This is a genomic window from Ruegeria sp. CE6 (genome assembly GCF_056537485.1).
Genome location: NZ_JBQFRR010000002.1, coordinates 234,083 through 253,265, shown reverse-complemented (window position 1 = coordinate 253,265; position 19,183 = coordinate 234,083). Strand labels below are relative to the sequence as shown.

General features: G+C 57.8%; 15 protein-coding genes. 6 read left to right on the top strand and 9 right to left on the bottom strand.

The features are described 5' to 3' along the window. Positions 1–5: 5 nt before the first annotated feature. Positions 6–1,169, bottom strand: a complete 1,164-nt coding sequence (locus ACR0DK_RS09720; protein WP_480735927.1) for a pyridoxal phosphate-dependent aminotransferase — start codon at positions 1,167–1,169, stop codon at positions 6–8. Between ACR0DK_RS09720 and ACR0DK_RS09715 the strand changes: the two genes are divergently transcribed. The 3 genes from ACR0DK_RS09715 to ACR0DK_RS09705 are packed head-to-tail and all read left to right on the top strand — an operon-like array spanning position 1,168 to position 4,401. Beyond that, positions 1,168–2,553, top strand: coding sequence for a M48 family metalloprotease (locus ACR0DK_RS09715; RefSeq protein WP_480735925.1), 1,386 nt, complete (start codon positions 1,168–1,170; stop codon positions 2,551–2,553). The genes ACR0DK_RS09720 and ACR0DK_RS09715 overlap by 2 nt on opposite strands. Beyond that, positions 2,550–3,308: a DsbA family protein gene (locus tag ACR0DK_RS09710; RefSeq protein ID WP_170635211.1), complete on the top strand. Its 759-nt coding sequence runs from the start codon at positions 2,550–2,552 to the stop codon at positions 3,306–3,308. The genes ACR0DK_RS09715 and ACR0DK_RS09710 overlap by 4 nt, the downstream gene beginning before the upstream one ends. Positions 3,309–3,330: 22 nt before the next feature. After that, positions 3,331–4,401: an agmatine deiminase family protein gene (locus ACR0DK_RS09705; RefSeq protein WP_480735921.1), complete on the top strand. Its 1,071-nt coding sequence runs from the start codon at positions 3,331–3,333 to the stop codon at positions 4,399–4,401. Between the two features lie 6 nt (positions 4,402–4,407). Here ACR0DK_RS09705 and ispG read toward each other — a convergent pair whose 3' ends face one another. From ispG to hemA, 3 genes are all read right to left on the bottom strand, one after another. Then, complete coding sequence (gene ispG / locus ACR0DK_RS09700; protein ID WP_170396552.1) at positions 4,408–5,529, bottom strand: flavodoxin-dependent (E)-4-hydroxy-3-methylbut-2-enyl-diphosphate synthase; 1,122 nt, start codon at positions 5,527–5,529, stop codon at positions 4,408–4,410. A gap of 70 nt (positions 5,530–5,599) precedes the next feature. Continuing rightward, positions 5,600–6,814, bottom strand: a complete 1,215-nt coding sequence (locus ACR0DK_RS09695) for a helix-turn-helix domain-containing protein (RefSeq protein WP_480570170.1) — start codon at positions 6,812–6,814, stop codon at positions 5,600–5,602. A 130-nt stretch (positions 6,815–6,944) separates the two neighbouring features. Then, positions 6,945–8,168 (bottom strand): 5-aminolevulinate synthase, encoded by a 1,224-nt coding sequence (gene hemA / locus ACR0DK_RS09690; protein ID WP_480735918.1) that lies wholly within the window; start codon positions 8,166–8,168, stop codon positions 6,945–6,947. A 302-nt stretch (positions 8,169–8,470) separates the two neighbouring features. Here hemA and ACR0DK_RS09685 point away from each other — a divergent pair, with 302 nt between their 5' ends. Next, positions 8,471–9,856 (top strand): dipeptidase, encoded by a 1,386-nt coding sequence (locus tag ACR0DK_RS09685; protein ID WP_170663672.1) that lies wholly within the window; start codon positions 8,471–8,473, stop codon positions 9,854–9,856. Between the two features lie 134 nt (positions 9,857–9,990). Here ACR0DK_RS09685 and lpdA read toward each other — a convergent pair whose 3' ends face one another. Then, positions 9,991–11,385 carry a dihydrolipoyl dehydrogenase gene (lpdA, locus tag ACR0DK_RS09680; RefSeq protein ID WP_480735915.1) on the bottom strand — a complete coding sequence of 465 codons (1,395 nt, stop codon included), beginning with the start codon at positions 11,383–11,385 and terminating at the stop codon, positions 9,991–9,993. 213 nt (positions 11,386–11,598) lie between these two features. Here lpdA and ACR0DK_RS09675 point away from each other — a divergent pair, with 213 nt between their 5' ends. Next, positions 11,599–12,033: a hypothetical protein gene (locus tag ACR0DK_RS09675; protein WP_170565982.1), complete on the top strand. Its 435-nt coding sequence runs from the start codon at positions 11,599–11,601 to the stop codon at positions 12,031–12,033. On the opposite strand, the gene ACR0DK_RS09670 is transcribed toward ACR0DK_RS09675, so the two are convergent. From ACR0DK_RS09670 to ACR0DK_RS09655, 4 genes are all read right to left on the bottom strand, one after another. Continuing rightward, positions 12,030–12,608 (bottom strand): DUF924 family protein, encoded by a 579-nt coding sequence (locus ACR0DK_RS09670; protein ID WP_170396541.1) that lies wholly within the window; start codon positions 12,606–12,608, stop codon positions 12,030–12,032. The genes ACR0DK_RS09675 and ACR0DK_RS09670 overlap by 4 nt on opposite strands. Before the next feature lie 107 nt (positions 12,609–12,715). After that, on the bottom strand, positions 12,716–13,987 hold the full coding sequence (locus ACR0DK_RS09665; protein WP_170422201.1) for an MFS transporter: 1,272 nt from the start codon (positions 13,985–13,987) through the stop codon (positions 12,716–12,718). Positions 13,988–14,093: 106 nt separating this feature from the next. Next, complete coding sequence (queA, locus tag ACR0DK_RS09660) at positions 14,094–15,140, bottom strand: tRNA preQ1(34) S-adenosylmethionine ribosyltransferase-isomerase QueA (protein ID WP_480736618.1); 1,047 nt, start codon at positions 15,138–15,140, stop codon at positions 14,094–14,096. 44 nt (positions 15,141–15,184) lie between these two features. After that, complete coding sequence (locus ACR0DK_RS09655; protein ID WP_480735912.1) at positions 15,185–18,568, bottom strand: YhdP family protein; 3,384 nt, start codon at positions 18,566–18,568, stop codon at positions 15,185–15,187. A gap of 68 nt (positions 18,569–18,636) precedes the next feature. Here ACR0DK_RS09655 and ACR0DK_RS09650 point away from each other — a divergent pair, with 68 nt between their 5' ends. Then, positions 18,637–19,098 (top strand): peroxiredoxin, encoded by a 462-nt coding sequence (locus tag ACR0DK_RS09650; RefSeq protein ID WP_480735910.1) that lies wholly within the window; start codon positions 18,637–18,639, stop codon positions 19,096–19,098. Positions 19,099–19,183 lie beyond the last annotated feature (85 nt).

Here is a 19,183-nt window from a genome sequence, read left to right as displayed (position 1 = left end):
ACGCTTTAGGCCGATTGCGGGATCGCACCCCGCTTGGCCATAAAACGTTGTAGCCGATCCAGCCCATCCTGAATGTCTTCGGTCGATCGCGCATAGGAAAATCGCAGCGTCGTATGCCCGCGCACCGGATCGAAATCCAGCCCCGGCGTCACGGCAACTCCGGTTTTGTCGAGAATCTCGGCTGCAAATGCCCGGCTGTCATCGGTCAAGTCTGAGACATCCGCGTAAACATAAAACGCCCCATCCGGCGGTGCGATACTGGTAAAACCGGCCTTGGGCAACCCGTCCAACATCAACAGACGATTGCGGCGGTATACATCCATATTTGCCTGCAATTCGTCGTCACAATCCATAGCTGCCAATGCGGCCACCTGACTGGCGTGAGGCGCGCAGATGAACATGTTCTGGGCAATCCGCTCAACCACCCGCACCTGATCTTCGGGCACAACCATCCAGCCAACGCGCCAGCCGGTCATCGAAAAATATTTGGAGAATGAGTTGATCACATAGCACTCATCCGTCAGCTCCAGCGCAGTGACGGCTTTGGCTTCGTATTCCAGCCCGTGATAAATCTCGTCACTGATGAACGATGCACCCTGCCCGTGCGCCGCATCGATCAGCGCCTGCATCGCCTTGTGATCCAGCATTGTTCCAGTCGGGTTGGCAGGCGAGGCAACCATCAATCCCTGCAAATCAAGCCCCGTGAAATCGGCGGGCACCGGCTGCAGCCGGTTTTCCGGTGCTGTCGGCAAGTCTACCGGCACCAAACCCAAGGCTTTCAGGATTTGCCGATAAGAGGGATATCCCGGGGCACCAATCCCCACCCGATCACCGCTGTCGAACAGAGCGGTAAAGGCGAGCAAAAACCCGCCCGATGATCCCGGTGTGATGACCACCCGTTCTGGATTGAGATCAACGCCATACCATTCGCCATACATCTGCGCGATCCGCTGACGAAGAGCGGGCAAACCCAAAGCCACCGTATACCCAAGCGGCCCTTGTTCCATGGCCTTCGCCAATGCTTCGGTTGCCCCTTTGGGTGCGCCGGTCCCCGGTTGACCTACTTCCATGTGAACGACATGCCGCCCGGCTTCTTCCGCCTTGCGCGCGGCCTCCATCACGTCCATCACGATGAAGGGATCGACCCCGGAACGGGTTGAGTTTCTCATGGCCATCTCCCATGTTGCAGCCATGGCTTTTGAACGCTTATCCCGGCTGGCGTCAATCCCGGCCGTGTTGCTGCTGGCAGTGACATGGTCGATCAGCGCCATGCAGGCCAGCGCGCAAAGCCTTATCCGCGATCCCGACATTGAACACGGGCTGCAAGAGCTCGCCTTTCCGATCCTGCGGGCCGCTGGCCTGAACACCAACCGGGTGCGCGTACTGATCGTCAATGATGGTACGTTCAATGCCTTCGTGATCGATTACAACACGATCTATATCAACTATGGCTTGATCCTAAGCGTCGATACGCCCGAGATGCTGCAAGCGGTGATCGCACACGAGGCCGCGCACATCGCCAACGGCCACCTGGCCAGACGCTCAGAGAACCTGCGCGCGGCGCAACGTAACGCGCAGCTTGGGACGCTTTTAGCGCTTGCAGCCGCGGCCGCAGGTGGCGGAGAAGCTGCAGCAGGAATTGCAGCGGGCACACAAGCCTCGGCGCTGCGAAGCTTTCTGGGCCATACGCGGGCCGAAGAAGCCTCGGCGGATCGAAGTGCTGCCAGCTATTTGCGTTGGGCGGGAGTATCTCCGCACGGGATGGTCAACCTGCACCGTAAGTTCGCGGGGCAAGAGCTGTTGAACCCCGTCAATCAAGACCCCTACATGCGCTCACACCCTACCAGCCGCGAACGTTTGCGCGCCGCCGAGGCCTTTCTGAACGAATTCGGCGACAAGGCAGAGCAAAACGCAAATGCCGATTACTGGTTCGCGCGGATCAAAGGTAAGTTGTCAGCCTTTCTTCGATCCCCGACCTGGACCATGCGTCGCGCGGGCGAAGAAAAAGATCGTGACATACGCCTGATGCGCGAGGCATCGGCCCATCATCAAAATCGCGATCTCGCCCGTGCCCGCGCCGCAATCAATGGTGCGCTGGAGATTCGCCCTGACGATCCGTTTTTTTATGAATTGAAGGGCCAGATTCTATTGGAGAACCGGCGCGTGCCCGAAGCTGTGGATGCCTACGGTGCAGCCGTTGATATGGCGCCCAACAATGCCCTGATCCTCGCCGGTTACGGACGTGCTTTGCTGGCGGATGGCAAGACGAAGAAAGCCCTGCAAGTGCTTGAAAAGGCGCGCGCACGCGACTACCGCAATGCCCGGCTGATGCGGGATCTGGGTTCTGCCTATTCGCAGGTGGGCAACAACGGAATGGCGTCTGCGGTGACTGCAGAACGCTATGCGCTGCAGGGCCGACTTGATGATGCGGGCATACATGCTAAACGGGCTGTTGCACAGCTCCCCGAAGGCTCTCCGGGTTGGCAAAGGGCACAGGATGTGTTGATTGCCTCGGAGCGCGCAAAGAAGAAGAAAAAGAGGAAACGGAAATGATCCTGAGACATGCTGCACCGGCCCTATTGGGTCTTTCCCTGATCACTGGTCCTGCGCAGGCGCTGGAATTGAACGCGATGAGCGACGCCGAGAAGGCCGAGTTTGGCGCACAGGTGCGCGAATACCTTCTGGAAAACCCCGAAGTGATCCTCGAGGCGATCAACATCCTTGAGGAACGCAATGCCGTTGCCGAGGCTCAGGCTGACAAGGAGCTTGTCGCGGCCAACGCTGACGAGCTTTTTAATGACGGTTACAGCTGGGTCGGTGGCAATCCGGACGGCGATATTACTCTGGTCGAGTTCATGGACTACCGTTGCGGTTACTGCCGGCGCGCCGTGCCCGAAGTGGCCACCCTGCTGGCCGAGGACGGCAATATCCGTCTTGTGATTAAGGAATTGCCGATCCTGGGCGATGCCTCTGTAGCGTCATCCCGCTTTGCCATCGCAACAAAACAGGTGGCGGGAGACGATGCCTATAAGCAGGTCCATGACGCTCTGCTGGAATTCAGCGGCGAGCCCTCCGAGGTGACCCTGCGCCGGATTTCAGATGGGCTGGGTCTGGACAGCAACGCGATCATCGCGGCAATGAACAGCGATGAGGTCACCGAAGAAATCGCAAAAACCCGCGATCTGGCGCAAAAGCTGCGGATTTCAGGCACACCGTCCTTTGTTCTGGGCACCGAAATGATGCGCGGGTACCTGCCCGCAGACCAAATGCTCCAGATCGCAAATGGTGTTCGGGCAGAACAGGGTTAAGTCATCACTGTGGGTTTCCAGCATGGATCGACGGAACCTCTTACTCACTGGAGGTGCGCTGAGTTTTATGGGCCTGTCTAAGCAAACCCTCGCTCAGCGCACCTCAAACCTCTTTGTACCGGCGGAAGAAGCGCCCCACGAACGCACATTTATGCAATGGCCGGTCAGCCGCAAAGTTTACCGTGACCAGATCTTTCTGGATATGGTGCAACAAACCATCGCGGAAATCGCGAACGCCATTTCCGCCTTTGAACCCGTGACGCTGCTTGCGGCGGGAAAGCACCATGCGGATGCGCGTCAAAAACTCTCCTCATCAGTCGAGCTCTGGGATGTTCCAACCGAAGATTTGTGGTGCCGCGACGCAGGTCCAATCTTCGTGATCGACAATCGAGGCGGGATTGCGGTCACTCATATCCAGTTCAACGGCTGGGGTCGGAAACAGGTGCACAAACACGATGCGCGGATCGCTGCCAAGGTTGCCGACCATCTCGGTCTGCCCCTGCTTCCGACCGGCTTGAAAGGCGAGGCCGGCGGTGTAGAACAAGACGGTCATGGGTTGATCATGGCCCATGAAAGCTCGTGGGTGAATGAGAACCGCAATCCAGACCTGTCACGCAATGAAATTGAATCTCGATTACTGGCTGCATATGGGGCCGACCGCATGGTCTGGTCTGATGGGGTCTGGGGCGAGGATATCACCGATTACCACATCGACAGTCTGGCGCGCTTCACCGGCCCTGGGCGCGTTTTGATCAACCTGCCAGACGAGCCGGATATGGATGATCCGTTTCATGTCGCGGCCCTTGATACTCATGACCGTCTCGTCGCCGAAGGATTGCAGGTTGAGGTGATCCCTGAACCCAATAGGCGCCGAGTTAACGATCCCGAATTCGTGGCGTCTTATGCGAATTACTATGTTTGTAATGGCGGCATCGTGATGGCCCAGTTCGGAGACCGCGAAACCGATGAGATTGCACAGAAGGCATTAGCTCGTCACTACCCCGGCCGCGAGATCATTGCATTGAATGTCGACGTATTGGGCGAGCTGGGCGGCGGCATTCACTGCGCAACACAGCAAATGCCTGTTGCTTAGGCCTTGTTACTCAGCAGCTTCAGCTGCCGCATCCAGCTCTGCTGCCTTCTTTTCGACCTCTTCAACGATGTGATCAATCATCTGGTCGTTTGACATCTTGTGGCTGGCTTTGCCTGCCAGATAGACCATGCCCGAGCCTGCCCCGCCACCGGTGAAACCGACATCGGTCATCAGCGCCTCACCCGGACCGTTCACGACACAGCCGATGATCGACAGGCTCATGGGTGTCTTGATGTGTTCCAAGCGATGCTCCAACGCCTCAACCGTTTTGATTACGTCAAAACCCTGTCGCGCGCAGGAGGGGCATGAGATGATGTTCACGCCGCGATGGCGCAGGCCCAGAGATTTCAGGATCTCATAGCCGACCTTGACCTCTTCCACCGGATCAGCAGACAGGCTGACGCGGATCGTGTCGCCAATGCCCATCCACAGCAGATTGCCCAGACCGATGGCCGATTTGATGGTGCCGCTGACCAGCCCTCCGGCCTCGGTGATGCCCAGATGGATGGGCGCATCCGTCGCCTCGGCAATGCCCTGATAAGCCGCCGCTGACAGGAATACGTCGCTGGCCTTCACACTGATCTTGAAATTGTGAAAGTCGTTGTCTTCGAGAATACGGATATGCTCCAACCCGCTCTCGACCATCGCTTCGGGGCACGGCTCGCCGTATTTCTCAAGCAGGTGCTTTTCCAGGCTCCCTGCGTTCACCCCGATCCGGATCGAGCAATTGTGGTCTCGCGCGGCTTTGATGACCTCTTTCACCCGTTTTTCATCGCCGATATTGCCCGGATTGATCCGTAGACAGGCCGCACCGGCCTCGGCGGATTCGATTCCGCGACGGTAGTGGAAATGAATATCAGCCACGATAGGAACAGGGCTTTCGCGCACGATCTCTTTCAGCGCTTTTGACGAGGCCTCATCCGGGACCGAGACCCGCACGATATCCGCCCCCGCCTCTGCTGCCGCCTGCACCTGTGCCACGGTCGCAGCCACGTCGGTGGTCAGCGTGTTGGTCATGGTCTGCACGGCAATCGGTGCGTCACCTCCGACGGGCACATTGCCAACCATGATCTGGCGGGATTTGCGGCGATAGATATTGCGCCAGGGGCGCACGTGATTGAGCGACATGAGGATCGATCCGGATCAGCCTGAATTGACCCTTAGATAGTTCGCCATCCCTTGGGGAGCAATGCCAAGATCACTCGGCGGGCGCTTCTGCCGCCTCGGTCTGCAACTCGGCCACCAGTTGCTTGAGTGCGCTGTTCTGATCGGCCTCAAGATCGGCAACTGCGAAGGTTTCTGCAACGGCATCCTTTGACAGAACAACACCTTTGGCCACCGTACCCGGCGCGCCCACAGGACCAAAATGTTCGCCATTCATCGAGAAATAGACCGACCCCGCAGCTCCTGCTCGCAGTTGCGGGGGTTCCTCGGTGAGCGGCACTTCAAACGTGCTGCCCTGCTCAACGGTGCCCAGAGTTCCTTCGAAAATCACGCTGCCATCGGCTGCCGTGACACGCATCCAAGCAGGGTTCACGGCCACGATCTTCAGCGTCGTATCCAGCTTTTCAACCACTTGAGGCAAGGCCGGGCGTTCAACCGTATGAACTTCGGTCACTTTGATTTGCGGAGGTTCAGGCGCGCGGAACGTTCCGACACTGCGCGGATCAAGGGTGGAAATCGGTGCATCCCGCGCCACCAGCACCGGCACATCAAGTGCCTGCGGACGATACAGACGATCCAGCGCTTCAGAGCTTGGCACCTCGGCGCTGGCCAGCTCGGTTCCCTCGGGCCGGGCCTGTGCGGCATCCAGCGGGTCAAGGTCTGTAAGCACGACGGGGGCCTGCTCAACCGGGCTGACCTGCACCTGCTGAATGCGGTTCAGAACCGACCAGCCCCCATAACCGATGCCGCCAATGACGGCCAACAGCACCAGCGTCGATCCAATAGCACGCGGTTCAATCTGGCTGACTACGGATTCGCGGCCCGGAATATAAGGCGTACTGGGCGAGACAAACGGATCACGTCCCATCGGCCCGCGTGAGGGCAAACCACCTTGCGCTTTTTTGACCACCGACGCCTCGGCCGACATGCCATGCGCAACCTCGAAACCGCTTTCCTGACAGAAGGTCGCAAAAGTCTCATCGGGGTTCATGCCCAGATAGCGGGCATATGAACGCACATACCCGGCGATGAAGCCGGGTGTGTCAAAGGCATCGGGATCTGCATTTTCGATGGCGGCGATGTAGTTGGCTTTGATTCGCAGTTCACGCTGCACATCCAGAAGCGACTTGCCCATCGTTGCACGTTCGCCGCGCATGACATCGCCAAGCCGTACCTCATAGTCATCAAAACCCTTGGGTCTGACGTCCATGTCTTCTTCGGAATCGCGCTGTGATCTGCGCCCAATCATTCCTGCTGCCCCATCTTTGCCTGTCGCGTGTTACGCGCAAACGTCGAATCGCCCCTATAACGATTCGTCCGCTTCTTTTGTTAGCGTAAGCTTAACACGCAGCAAACTCGTTGCACACTTTAGCGTGAGGTTATCCAGCAAGTTCGGCGCGATTTAGCGCACAATGTGACCAAAGTTCGTCCATCGCCTGCACCAGACGGTTCATTTCGTCGGATCCATGCACCGGAGATGGCGTAAACCGCAGACGTTCGGTGCCGCGCGGAACGGTCGGGAAATTGATTGGCTGCACATAGATACCATAGTCATCCAGCAGCATATCGCTCAACTTCTTGGTGTGGACGGGGTTGCCAACGATCACCGGCACAATGTGGCTGCCGTGATCAATCAGAGGCATGCCAAGCCCTTTCAGCCTCAGCTTAAGAATGCTGGCCTGGGTCTGGTGCTGCTCGCGCAGTTCAGGCGCGCGCTTGAGATAGGCCACCGAGGCTGCCGCCCCTGCCGCAACCGCAGGTGGCAGCGAGGTAGTGAAGATAAAGCCCGGCGCATAGGACCGGATGGCGTCACACATCTTGGCACTAGCCGCGATGTAGCCGCCCATGACACCATAGGCTTTGGCAAGCGTTCCGTTGATGATGTCAATGCGATGCGCCAACCGATCACGCTCGGTTACGCCCCCGCCGCGGGGGCCGTACATGCCAACCGCGTGAACCTCATCAATATAGGTCAAAGCACCGAATTCATCGGCCAGATCGCAAATCTCTTCAATGGGTCCGAAATCGCCATCCATCGAATAGACCGACTCAAACGCGATCAGCTTGGGGGCTGCAGGGTCATCAGCCTCAAGCAACTCACGCAGATGTGCCACGTCATTGTGGCGGAAGATGCGTTTGGCACCCCCGTTGCGGCGCACGCCTTCGATCATCGACGCATGGTTCAGTGCATCGGAATATATAATCAGGCCGGGGAACAATTTTGGCAGAGTGCTGAGTGTCGCGTCATTGGCGATATAGGCACTGGTGAATAGCAGTGCGGCTTCTTTGCCGTGCAAGTCCGCCAATTCAGCTTCCAGCCGTTTGTGATAGACTGTCGTGCCTGAAATGTTGCGCGTCCCGCCCGAGCCTGCGCCTGCGGCCTCCACCGCCTCGTGCATGGCCTCCAAAACAACAGGATTCTGACCCATGCCCAAATAATCATTGCCACACCACACGGTGATGTTCTGCTGCGAACCATCGGGACAAGTCCGTACCGCATGCGGAAAATGACCGTTCCGACGTTCAATATCGATAAAGGTCCGATAACGTCCTTCGTCATGCAGCCTGGCAATCGCTGTATCGAGCTGAGCAGTATAGTCCAACGGACCCTCCTTGGATGCCCGGTTATTATAGCCCCGGGCGACTTTTTTCGCCACTTCACAAGCCGGGCTGGAAGTATGGCGTCGCGTTCATCTGTCCAACTGGCCTACAGCCGAACAGCCGAACCCAACTTTGATTTGCATCAAATAACGCCAAACGCCTAAACCGACAAGCAAAGTTACGACCACAAGACGCGAGGAAACGCCGCAGGCCTTTCCCCCAGATCCAGCACAGAAACCTGCTGGACGGTACCGCCCATGCTGATAGGCTCTGTCCAATTTCAAGACCTTCCCAGGAGACCCCTATGTCGCTTGACGCTGTACTGAGCCGGATCGATACCGATCTGACCACCTCCATCGACCGCCTGATGGAGTTTCTGCGCATTCCCTCCATCTCGACTGACCCGGCCTTCAAGGACCAAGTCGACCAGGCTGCCGATTGGCTGGTGGCGGATCTGAAAAGTATCGGTATTGCAGCCGAAAAGCGCGAAACTCCGGGACATCCCATGGTCGTTGGCCATGTCGGTGAGGACAGCGGTGGGCCGCATGTTCTGTTCTATGGACACTATGATGTGCAACCTGTCGATCCGCTGGAGCTGTGGACACGCGATCCTTTCGATCCGGCTTTGGAAGACACTCCACACGGACAGGTGATACGCGGGCGCGGCGCTTCTGACGACAAAGGCCAACTGATGACCTTCGTCGAGGCCTGCCGCGCCTGGAAAGCAGTGCATGGCACCCTGCCCTGCCGCATCACGTTTTTCTTCGAAGGTGAGGAAGAATCCGGGTCGCCCTCACTCGTGCCATTTCTCAAAGCAAACAAATCCGAGCTTCAGGCGGATCTCGCGCTGGTCTGTGATACTTCGATGGTGTCGCGGGGGGTGCCTTCGATAGCGTCGCAATTGCGCGGCATGCTCAAGGATGAATTCACAATCATCGGTCCCCGCATCGACCTGCATTCGGGCCACTATGGCGGGCCGGGTCTGAACCCGCTGCGGGAACTGTCGTGCATCGTCGCATCCTTCTATGATGAAGAAACCGGCCGCGTCGCGGTCGAAGGTTTTTACGAAGGCGTACACGAAGTCCCGGCCGAGCAGTTGCGCCAATGGGAGAATTGCGGGTTTGATGAAGCGGAATACCTGAATTCGGTTGGCTATACCGAGCCGCACGGTGAAACAGGCTATTCCACGCTGGAACAACAATGGGCGCGACCCACACTCGAAGTGAATGGCCTTTGGGGAGGTTACAACGGCGCGGGCTCCAAGACCGTTATCCCGTCCGAGGCACATTGCAAGATCACCTGCCGCCTGGTCGGCGACATGGACCCGGATGCGCTCCGCAAAAGGATCCGCAAACATGTCGAAGAGCGCCTGTCTACGGATGCAAAAGTGGTCTGGGACAGTGATCTCGAAGGCTCTCCTGCTTCGGTGATGAACCTTAGCCGCCCAGAATTCGAAGCGGCCCGCAGAGCACTTTCGGACGAGTGGAATCGCGAGGCCGTTTTCACCGGGATGGGCGGATCAATCCCGGTGGTTGGATATTTCAATACAGTGTTGGGGCTGGATTCGATGCTGGTTGGGTATGCCAATGACGATGATGCCATCCACTCGCCGAACGAGAAATACGACGTCAAAAGCTTCCACAAAGGCATCCGCTCGTGGGCCCGTATATTGGAAGCAATAAATAAATGAGGATCCTTTGCGAGGCTCTGCCTCGCGCTCCGAGGTATTTTCGGCCAGATGAAGTACGGATCCCCTGCTTCATCTGGCTATAAGTATCTCGGGGGAGTCGCGGCTTGCCGCGGCGGGGGCAGAGCCCCCTGGCCTTACATGTGGATCACGCGTCCATAGGCATCCAGCACGCTTTCATGCATCATTTCAGACAGCGTCGGATGCGGGAAGACGGTGTTCATCAGGTCTTCTTCAGTGGTTTCCAACTGGCGACCGACCACATAGCCCTGAATAAGCTCTGTGACTTCGGCACCGATCATGTGTGCTCCGAGCAATTCCCCGGTCTTGGCATCGAAGACGGTCTTGATCAGTCCCTCGGGCTCACCAAGCGCGATGGCCTTGCCGTTGCCGATGAACGGGAAGCGTCCGACCTTGATGTCATAACCCAGCTCTTTGGCCTTGGCTTCGCTATATCCAACCGAAGCGACCTGAGGCTGGCAATAGGTGCAGCCCGCGATGCTTTCAGGCTTCACCGGATGTGCGTGTTTGCCCGCGATCAGCTCAGCTACCATCACGCCTTCGTGGCTGGCTTTGTGTGCCAGCCAGGGCGCCCCGGCGATATCACCTATAGCGTAAAGCCCGTCTACCCCAGTGCGGCAGTATTCATCGGTGACCACGTGCGTGCGGTCGATCTTCACACCCAAGGCTTCAAGCCCGAGGTTTTCCACATTGCCGACGATGCCCACGGCCGAGATCACCGTGTCAAAATCGTGTTTCTCATCCTCGCCTTTCACCTCGATATGCGCAGTCACCTTGCCCTTGGCGCGGTCCAATTGTTTAACCATCGCCTTTTCCATGATGGTCATGCCCTGCTTGGTGAAAGCTTTCTTGGCAAATGCACTGATCTCGGCATCTTCGACAGGCAGCACTCGATCCATCACCTCGACCACGGTCGTGTCCGCGCCCAAAGTGTTATAGAAGCTGGCGAATTCGATCCCGATCGCACCCGAGCCGATGACCAGCAGTTTCTTGGGCATCCGCGGCGGTTGCAGCGCGTGTTTGTACGTCCAGACCAGATCGCCATCCGCTTCAAGGCCCGGCAGTTCGCGCGCCCGGGCACCGGTGGCCAGAACGATATTCTTCGCGGCTAGGTCTTCCGTGCCTTTGTCTGTTTTGACGCTGACCTTGCCCTTGGCGGGGATCGATGCCTCACCCATGACAACGGCGACTTTGTTCTTTTTCAGCAGATGACCTATACCGCCGGACAACTGCGCGGCAACACCGCGCGAGCGCTTCACAACCGCATCCAGATCGTAGCCGACCTTGTCAGCTTTCAAGCCAAAATCCTTGGCACGCTCCATCAGGTGAAACACTTCCGATGATCGCAGTAGTGCCTTTGTCGGGATACAGCCCCAGTTCAGGCAGATACCACCCAGATGTTCGCGCTCGACGACAGCGGTCTTCAGGCCCAGTTGCGCCGCGCGAATAGCGGCTACATAGCCACCGGGGCCAGCCCCGATTACGATCAGATCATAAGATTGTGCAGCCATGTTTCCCTCTCGACACAGGTCAGTTCAAAAAACTAGTTTACCGTTAAACTATTTTTTACAACGCATCAACATCAGAGCCCGCGACATATGTGACGCGGGGTCAAATCAGGTATTTGGAGCTGAATTCAGCCTATACCCACGTTACCGCAAAGGCTAGAACTGACGAATATGCACTACCAGTTTTTGACCTTCCCGATTTTCGAAAGGCGTATCATGGCTAAAACGCTCAAAGATTTACTGCTCGCTCTTTTGAACGCGACATTGATATTGTTGGCTTTATGCCTGTTTTTGGGGTGGAAACTTGCGCAGTCTGTCGATCAGATCCGGGTCGGGTTTGCTGAGAACCTGCAGGTCGTGGCGCCGCTACGAGATCAGGCGCAGGGAATTCGTGGGGAACTGGCCGCGTTGCGCAGCGATCTTGCGACCCTTGGCAGTCAGGGCACGCAACTCGATGCGGTCACACGCCAACAGTTGAATGCGGCATTGCGACGTTTGGGTGATCTGGAGGGGAAGCTGGAAGACACTCAGGCCCGATTGGCGGGCCTGGTCGAAAAACCAGAAGACTTGATCGACTATGCCATCACGACATCCGCCGACACTGTCACCGACCGCCTTCTGATCCTAAAAGGCTGTGAGCCCGCGACCTAGGTCGCGGCCTGCAACTCGCGCACAGTCGAACCATATCCGCCATTACTGACATATGCGGCTTCGTGTTCAGTGGTCGCGCGTTCCAGCGCATCGTTTCGATACGGGAAACGACCGAACTTGCGGATCACCTCACGATGAGCGCGCGCATGAAGCAGATTGCTCTCGCCGCCTTCCGGCATCCGTTCGATCATAAGGCGCACACAGCGCTCCTGATCGCACAGATTTTCCGAATGCATCATCGGCAAATAAAAGAACTGCCGCGCCGGTTCGTCGATCTTAAGATCCCAGCCTTTGTCGACCGCGCATTTCGCTGCAGCCAGTGCCGCCCGATCCGATGCAAAGGCCTGTTTGCTTCCCCGGAACATGTTGCGAGGCAACTGATCCATAAGAATAATATAGGCCAGCGAACCGCTAGGATAGGTCAGCCAAAGCGAGAATTTACCCTCACACGCGGCTTCCCATGTTGAAAGAAATTTATCCCGGATCCGCGCATCCAGCGCTTCATCCTGCAGGTACCACCCCTCGGGGCCAACCTCATCTAACCAAAAACTCAATACTTCTTCAGGACCTACCATTGCCCTAGACTCCGTAATTGCCCTCCCCAGGACGTAACGTCATTAAAATCACTTTTACAGATTTGTGACAGTAACATATTGCAACACAAAAGTCACATTTCCGGCGCTCAGGCGGGTTCTTGCGTATCCTGCTCGTCCTGGGCTGCCTCTATGGCGACCTCTTGCGCAACTTCCAGGGCAACGGGCGACGATGTCGGGTAGATCGGGGCAATCGATCCGGTTTCATCCACGGGTTTGTAGACGCGCTGGGTCATACGATAGGCCGCATAGGCGGCCATGATGAACATCAGCGCCGCGATGAACAGGAAAAAGCCTTGTGGGCCGAGCACGCCAGCCCCCATTAGCCAACCGGTGATAATTGGACCTGCGATTGCGCCCAAGCCGTTAATAAAAACCAGACCGCCCGAAGCCGCCGACATATCGTCATACTCCAAGTAGTCATTGGTATACGCGATCAACAGAGAATAGAGCGGGCTTGTCATGCCGCCGATGATAAAGGCAGCTACGAGAAGCATGGTGAAAGTGACGCCCAGTATCATGCCTATCACGGCGCCTACCCCACCAACAGCGGCCACCAGCATGATCAGCAGACGGCGGTCCATTCTGTCGGACATCCAGCCCAACGGATATTGCAGGACTACGGCGCCGATATAAAACACCGCTACGAAGGTCGAAATCTCGACCAGACTCAATCCAACCTGAGCGCCATAAACGGCGCTCATCCCGAATTGCGCTGAAAATATCCCGCCAAGCAAGAACATGCCGACGCAGCCCAGCGGCGATGTTTCCATCAGCTGGCGCAATGTCATCGGTTTGGTGGTATCGAACGCCGGGGTCGGAGAAATGGACAGCAGAATAGGCGCAAATGAGATCGAAACCAGTATAGAAGCGATGACAAAGGTCTCATATCCTGCCGGGTCGCCGACCAGCAATAAGGCTTGGGCGCTCACCACACCTGTCATCTGCACCATCATATAAAGCGACAGCGCCTGCCCTCGGTTCTCGTTGTTTGCGGCATTGTTCAGCCAGCTTTCCGCGGTCACATACACGCCCGAAAAACAGAACCCGATAATCACGCGGCCAATCGACCATGCAATTGGATCGGTCAGCATCGGATACATGATCATAACAGCCGAGATGAACGAGGCCAGCGCCGCGAACACGCGCACGTGCCCCACGCGGCGGATCATTTCAGGTGCCAGACGCGAGCCGCCAAGGAACCCAAGGAAATAGGCCGACATCACAAAGGACATCTCTAGGGTCGAGAATCCCTCGATTTCTCCACGCACCCCCAGCAACGTGCCCTGCAGGCCGTTGCCGACCATCAGCAACCCCATTCCCAGAAGAAGCGCCCAAGCGCTGGAAAGAACCTGAAGCATTCTGCCTATCCAAAATTGCCGGTGTGTTTTGTCCGCTTTGCCGTCAATGACGAAGCACGTCGCGCTTGTCTACGACATTGTAAGGGCTCAGATGGCCAAGATACGACTATGGTATCAGCAGAGACGCGTCGCCGTATGAGAAAAAGCGATATTCTTCTGCGATAGCGTGGTCATAGACCGACTTGACCCGATCCTGCCCAATCAACGCCGAAACCAGCATCAGCAATGTGGATTTCGGCAGGTGGAAATTGGTCATCAGCGCATCAGTGACGTGAAATTCAAAACCTGGGTATATGAAGATATCGGTCTCGCCTTCCCACGGCACGATCCGGCCGCGGCGTGCCGCGCTTTCGATCAGTCGAAGGGCAGTTGTGCCCACCGGGATAACGCGCCCGCCCGCTTCTTTGGTCGCCGCAATCTCGGCAGCGGCCTGCGCGCTGACCCGTCCCCATTCGGCGTGCATCTTGTGGGTGGTCACGTCTTCCACTTTGACCGGCAGAAATGTGCCTGCCCCCACATGCAGTGTGACATGCGTGAACTCGACACCGCGCTCCGATAGCGCCTGCAAAAGCGCATCATCAAAATGCAAGGACGCGGTTGGGGCCGCTACGGCTCCGGAGTTTCGCGCCCACACAGTTTGGTAGTCGGTCTTGTCCTGCTCATCCGCCGCGCGTTTCGCTGCGATGTAGGGAGGCAGCGGCATCGCGCCGGCCTGCTCCAACGCTTGATCGAAATCCTCTCCGGTCAGGTTGAAGCGCAGATAGGCTTGGCCATCGGCAACTCGGTCCAGGGTTGCGCTCAGATCGTCTGAGAATACGATCTCTTCGCCCGGTTTGATCTTCTTAAGCGGCTTGATCAGCGCGGCCCAACAACCATCAGATTGCGGGTCCAGCAACGTTGCCTCAATCGCGGCAGATACCGGCCCTTGCGCGCTGTCACGGTGGCGGCGACCGCTGAGGCGAGCGGGAATGACGCGGGTGTCGTTCAGCACCAGACGGTCCCCGGGCTGCAATATGTCCGGCAGATCGAACACGTGCCGGTCCTGAACAGCATCACCCTGCGCAAGCAGCAGTCGCGCTGACGAGCGCGGGCTGACGGGACGCGTGGCAATCAGGTGTTCGGGCAGGTGGAAGTCAAAGTCGCTGAGTTTCATGGCCGCGCCATACATCGGCCCGACAGATTCGGCCACAGCTCAGATCAGCGATCCTCACCACGTGTCTGGAAGGCGGGATTGGGTTCGCCAGATCGATCCGGTGTGGCATTCGGGCCATCCGAGACCGTTGGCGCAGGCTCGCGCAACAGGTTGCGCAGAAACAGAGGTGCGAGACCAGACAGAGGATTGACCGAAACTTGCGGGTCGGACAGCGGTCCGGACAAAGTGTAGTTGAAGGCAAAGATACCTTCCCCCTTTTTGGTCAGAACGCTGCCAATAGCATTGACCAGATAGATCGGTGAAATCGCGCCGCGCAGGTTCAGCATCCCGGCTACAGTGTCGACCGTACCATCAAAGGACAGTCCCATTGATGGACCTACGGCACTACCGCTCAGCACTTTCACATCGGTCGGAGTGATACGCATTTTGCTGTCGATGGCTGCGAAGAAAATACCTTGCCCCGCCATTTCATCCAGCAACCCCACGAGACTGATCGCGTTCAATATCGCTGCCATGGCCGGAGCGTCCGTGATCCGCGTATTTTTGATTTTCAGGTCGACGTCATAGTTTCCAGGCTCTGCGATCGGATCCAGCTGCAATTGCATTGTTCCACCGCGTGCCTGCGTCAGAACCCCCGCTGATCGCAGAACTGCCCCCGCATCGTCCGAGGTTAGACCAACCGCAGATCGGGACGCGCGCGGGGTGACCTGTCCGCGGATCGCTGCACCGCCATTGACTTGCGACGCAAAGCTGCCGGTCAGTCCGCCAGTGGTTTGAAACGAGCCAGTCAACCCGGTCAACGCAACGGATTCAGTGACTTGTAGTCGGTCCAGCTTCACATCCAGCTTTGGCCCGGGCCCGGCAGCACCACTGCTGCCGCCTCCCTCGCCGATAGTGGATTTTCCCAGATCAAGCACGCCGCCCAACACACGGATATCCGGCAGCGCGGCACCACGCCCAATCAATTCCGCCGGAACTGCAAGCCAGTCGCCCAGTTCGAACGTGCTGAACCGTACCCTTTCGAACCCGCCATCCCGGAACGAGATCGCTGCAGTTGTCCGCAGACCAGCAGCGTTGATCCGAAGGGAATCGACACTTAGCTGAGCGCCCAGCGTGGCCTCGGCAGTCAGAGAGCCGCCAGTGCTGGCTGATTTGCGCCATCCAAGCTCAGGGATCGCCAACGCCACGCCAACCAAATCGGACTGTGCCGACAAGCGCGGGGGCTCACCCGCACCAAGACTCAGGCTGAAATCGGCGATCCCCTCTCCGGTCAACATGCCGCGCGGCAGTCCGGCATTGATTTGTTCCATCAAACGCGGGGAGAGTTCGATTTGACCTGTCAGTTCGCTTTGCTGCGGGGTTTCGCCTCCGATCGGCTGCCGCCAAAGCGCTTCAACCGGTACGACGCCAAACAGCCCCTCGCCCTGGATGGCCACTTGCGTCTGGTCGCCGCTCAGGTCCAATCGGTCTGCGCTGACTTCAAATCCGGGTACCAGCTTGCTGCTGTCCAAATTCGACAACTCGCCAACAAAATGGAACCTGGTATCTTCCAGCTTCAGGCCCTTAATCAACGGCAAGGAAAGCGTTCCATTCAGACTGACCTGACCGTCGGCCAGATCCACCGGCAGATTGGCCTTGGTCAACAGTTGCAGCGGCGGGCGGTCCAGCAATGACATGGCTGCGGTTACACTGCCGCTGGCCTTAATCCGCGCAATGGCCGGGGTGGTTTTTTTGATGCCGGTATCGGGAATGATGAACGAGGTGCCCGAGGCATCAACCGCACCTCCTTCATCCGCGATCACAATCCCCTTTTGCGCCGAGACGGTAAAGCGCCGGTTGAGCAGGCTGGCCTGTCCCTGCGCGTCTTGGATGGTTGGCAACGTCTTGGCGAACCGTATCTCGGTCTCGTCGAATTCGAAATCCGCATAGATGTCCGGCTTTTCTCCGGGCCGCAAACGCAGGGCGAAATCCAGATCGGACATTTCTCCGTGATAGAGGTTATCGGTGACCCAAAGGCGCGGTTTCGGGGCAAGTCGTTCGGGCCAGTAGTTCAACAGCTGATCAGAGCTCATCCGATCAATCTGTGCATCAATGGCTGCGACCCAGCCGTCGGTCAAACCAGCCAGAGACCCGCTGAGCCGTGCGCGATGTGCACCGTCTTCAACCGTCATTTGCCCCAGCTGTATACGGAACGGCGCAAGTTTCATCTGGAAATCAACATCGGCCCGCGTCAGATTCAGTGCTTCGGGGAACAGATTGGCCGGGTTGATCTCAATCCCGCTGAGGCGGAACTGCCCCGACATACTGTCCAACCCACCAGCTTTGACCCCATGTAGAAAGGCCTTGCCATCTGCCTGCACCGTACCCCAGGCAGACTGGATCGAGACTTCATTGAAATCCAGCGCCTGTTGTTTCGGGTCGTAGGTAAAATACGTCCGCGCCGCGTCGAATTTGATCGGTGTTGTTTCAGGCGTGGGCTGCACGGCGCCTGCACCCAGATTCAACGTGGCAAAGACCGGCCCCAGCGCGCCCTCAGTATCAATGCCACCCCTCAAAGCACCTGAGATCGGTGTGCGAAGTACCTGCATCCATGCCAGCGCAGGGCTGTGGCCTGCGATATCCTCGGCGGGAAGATCGGTGATCGAGATGCCGAACTGCGCAGCCGGACTGCCCAGCAAACTGGTATAGTTGGCCTCGATCGTGCTGACATAATCGCGACCGGCCAGCACCGAGAAATTGGTGGCCAGACGAATCTCACCCGCGCTGCGGTTGGCCTGAATACGCCCGCCGTCCAGCACCCAGGACCGGCCCAACCGCAGGTCCTGATAGTCCAGCGTAATTGCATCCAGTTCGACCGAGGTCAGGGCTGACAAAATAGGTGCCTGGAACACCTCGTCCGATGATTCAATCAGCTGCGCCAGGTTCCGGGCCTGACCGACCGGCGCACTTCCGGCACCGACCGTCAGCGACAGCGCTCCATCGACACCCCGTGTCAGTGCAATCTGCGCGCCTTGCAATATGATCCGCTTCGGGCGCACATGCCCGCGCAACAGCGGGCGCATCGACAGGCTGGCCCGCAGGTCGGACACTTCGGCAATCTGCCGTCCGTCCGCATCGCTGATACGAACATCGGTCAGTCGCAGTCGCGGACGCCAGCCTTCATGAATGATGAAACTGACATCGCCGAACCGAACTTTGACGCCACCCAATGTCTGATCAAGGCGCGCCTCGACCCGGTCGCGCAACCAATCCGGCGCGTGCATGCGCTGGCCGACAACCATAAAGCCGGTGACCAGTGCCAGAAATCCAAGGATGAAGACACCGCGCAATGTCCACAGGCCTGCGGTCCGACGCCGCGACCGACGGCGGGGTTTCTTATCCGCCTTCGTGTCATCCTGCTGTTCTTGCTGGACCAATTTGCGTCTCACGCCTTTCAACCTGTCAACGGAGCCCTATGATATGCGGCAACCGTTAATTTCTCAGCCGGAGTTTGAATATGCCCGAAGTCTCAGACATCGCACCCGACTTTACACTGCCTCGCGACGGCGGCGGCGAGGTGACCCTGTCGGAACAGCGTGGCCGCGCGGTCGTTCTGTTTTTCTATCCCCGCGATGATACGCCGGGCTGCACCAAGGAATCCATCGGTTTCTCGGAACAACTACAAGCCTTTGCGGATGCGGGTGCTAACGTTTTCGGCATCTCGCGCGATACCGTGGCAAAGCATGACAAATTTGTCGCCAAGCACGGCCTGACGACGCCGCTTTTGTCCGATGAGGGTCAGAGCGTGTGCGAAGATTATGGCGTCTGGATCGAAAAGAACATGTACGGACGCAAATCCATGGGGATCGAACGCTCGACCTTTCTGATTGATGCGGATGGAAAAATCGCCCGCGTCTGGCGCAATGTGAAAGTGCCGGGTCATGTGGACGAAGTGTTGGAGGCCGCACGCGCGCTCTAGCCCTCTCGACCCGCGCGGGCATCAAGGGTATGACCCGCGCGGAGTGCAGCGTAAGGGGGCAAGCGTGTCAAAAACACTGACCGAA

Excerpts from the sequence above, each read along its gene's own strand:
- ACR0DK_RS09715 (WP_480735925.1), top strand. The coding sequence starts at position 1,168 with ATGGCCATCTCCCATGTTGCAGCCATGGCTTTTGAACGCTTATCCCGG.
- ACR0DK_RS09720 (WP_480735927.1), bottom strand. The coding sequence starts at position 1,169 with ATGAGAAACTCAACCCGTTCCGGGGTCGATCCCTTCATCGTGATGGAC.
- ACR0DK_RS09710 (WP_170635211.1), top strand. The coding sequence starts at position 2,550 with ATGATCCTGAGACATGCTGCACCGGCCCTATTGGGTCTTTCCCTGATC.
- ACR0DK_RS09705 (WP_480735921.1), top strand. The coding sequence starts at position 3,331 with ATGGATCGACGGAACCTCTTACTCACTGGAGGTGCGCTGAGTTTTATG.
- ispG (WP_170396552.1), bottom strand. The coding sequence starts at position 5,529 with ATGTCGCTCAATCACGTGCGCCCCTGGCGCAATATCTATCGCCGCAAA.
- ACR0DK_RS09695 (WP_480570170.1), bottom strand. The coding sequence starts at position 6,814 with ATGATTGGGCGCAGATCACAGCGCGATTCCGAAGAAGACATGGACGTC.
- ACR0DK_RS09685 (WP_170663672.1), top strand. The coding sequence starts at position 8,471 with ATGTCGCTTGACGCTGTACTGAGCCGGATCGATACCGATCTGACCACC.
- lpdA (WP_480735915.1), bottom strand. The coding sequence starts at position 11,385 with ATGGCTGCACAATCTTATGATCTGATCGTAATCGGGGCTGGCCCCGGT.
- ACR0DK_RS09675 (WP_170565982.1), top strand. The coding sequence starts at position 11,599 with ATGGCTAAAACGCTCAAAGATTTACTGCTCGCTCTTTTGAACGCGACA.
- ACR0DK_RS09670 (WP_170396541.1), bottom strand. The coding sequence starts at position 12,608 with ATGGTAGGTCCTGAAGAAGTATTGAGTTTTTGGTTAGATGAGGTTGGC.
- ACR0DK_RS09665 (WP_170422201.1), bottom strand. The coding sequence starts at position 13,987 with ATGCTTCAGGTTCTTTCCAGCGCTTGGGCGCTTCTTCTGGGAATGGGG.
- queA (WP_480736618.1), bottom strand. The coding sequence starts at position 15,140 with ATGAAACTCAGCGACTTTGACTTCCACCTGCCCGAACACCTGATTGCC.
- ACR0DK_RS09650 (WP_480735910.1), top strand. The coding sequence starts at position 18,637 with ATGCCCGAAGTCTCAGACATCGCACCCGACTTTACACTGCCTCGCGAC.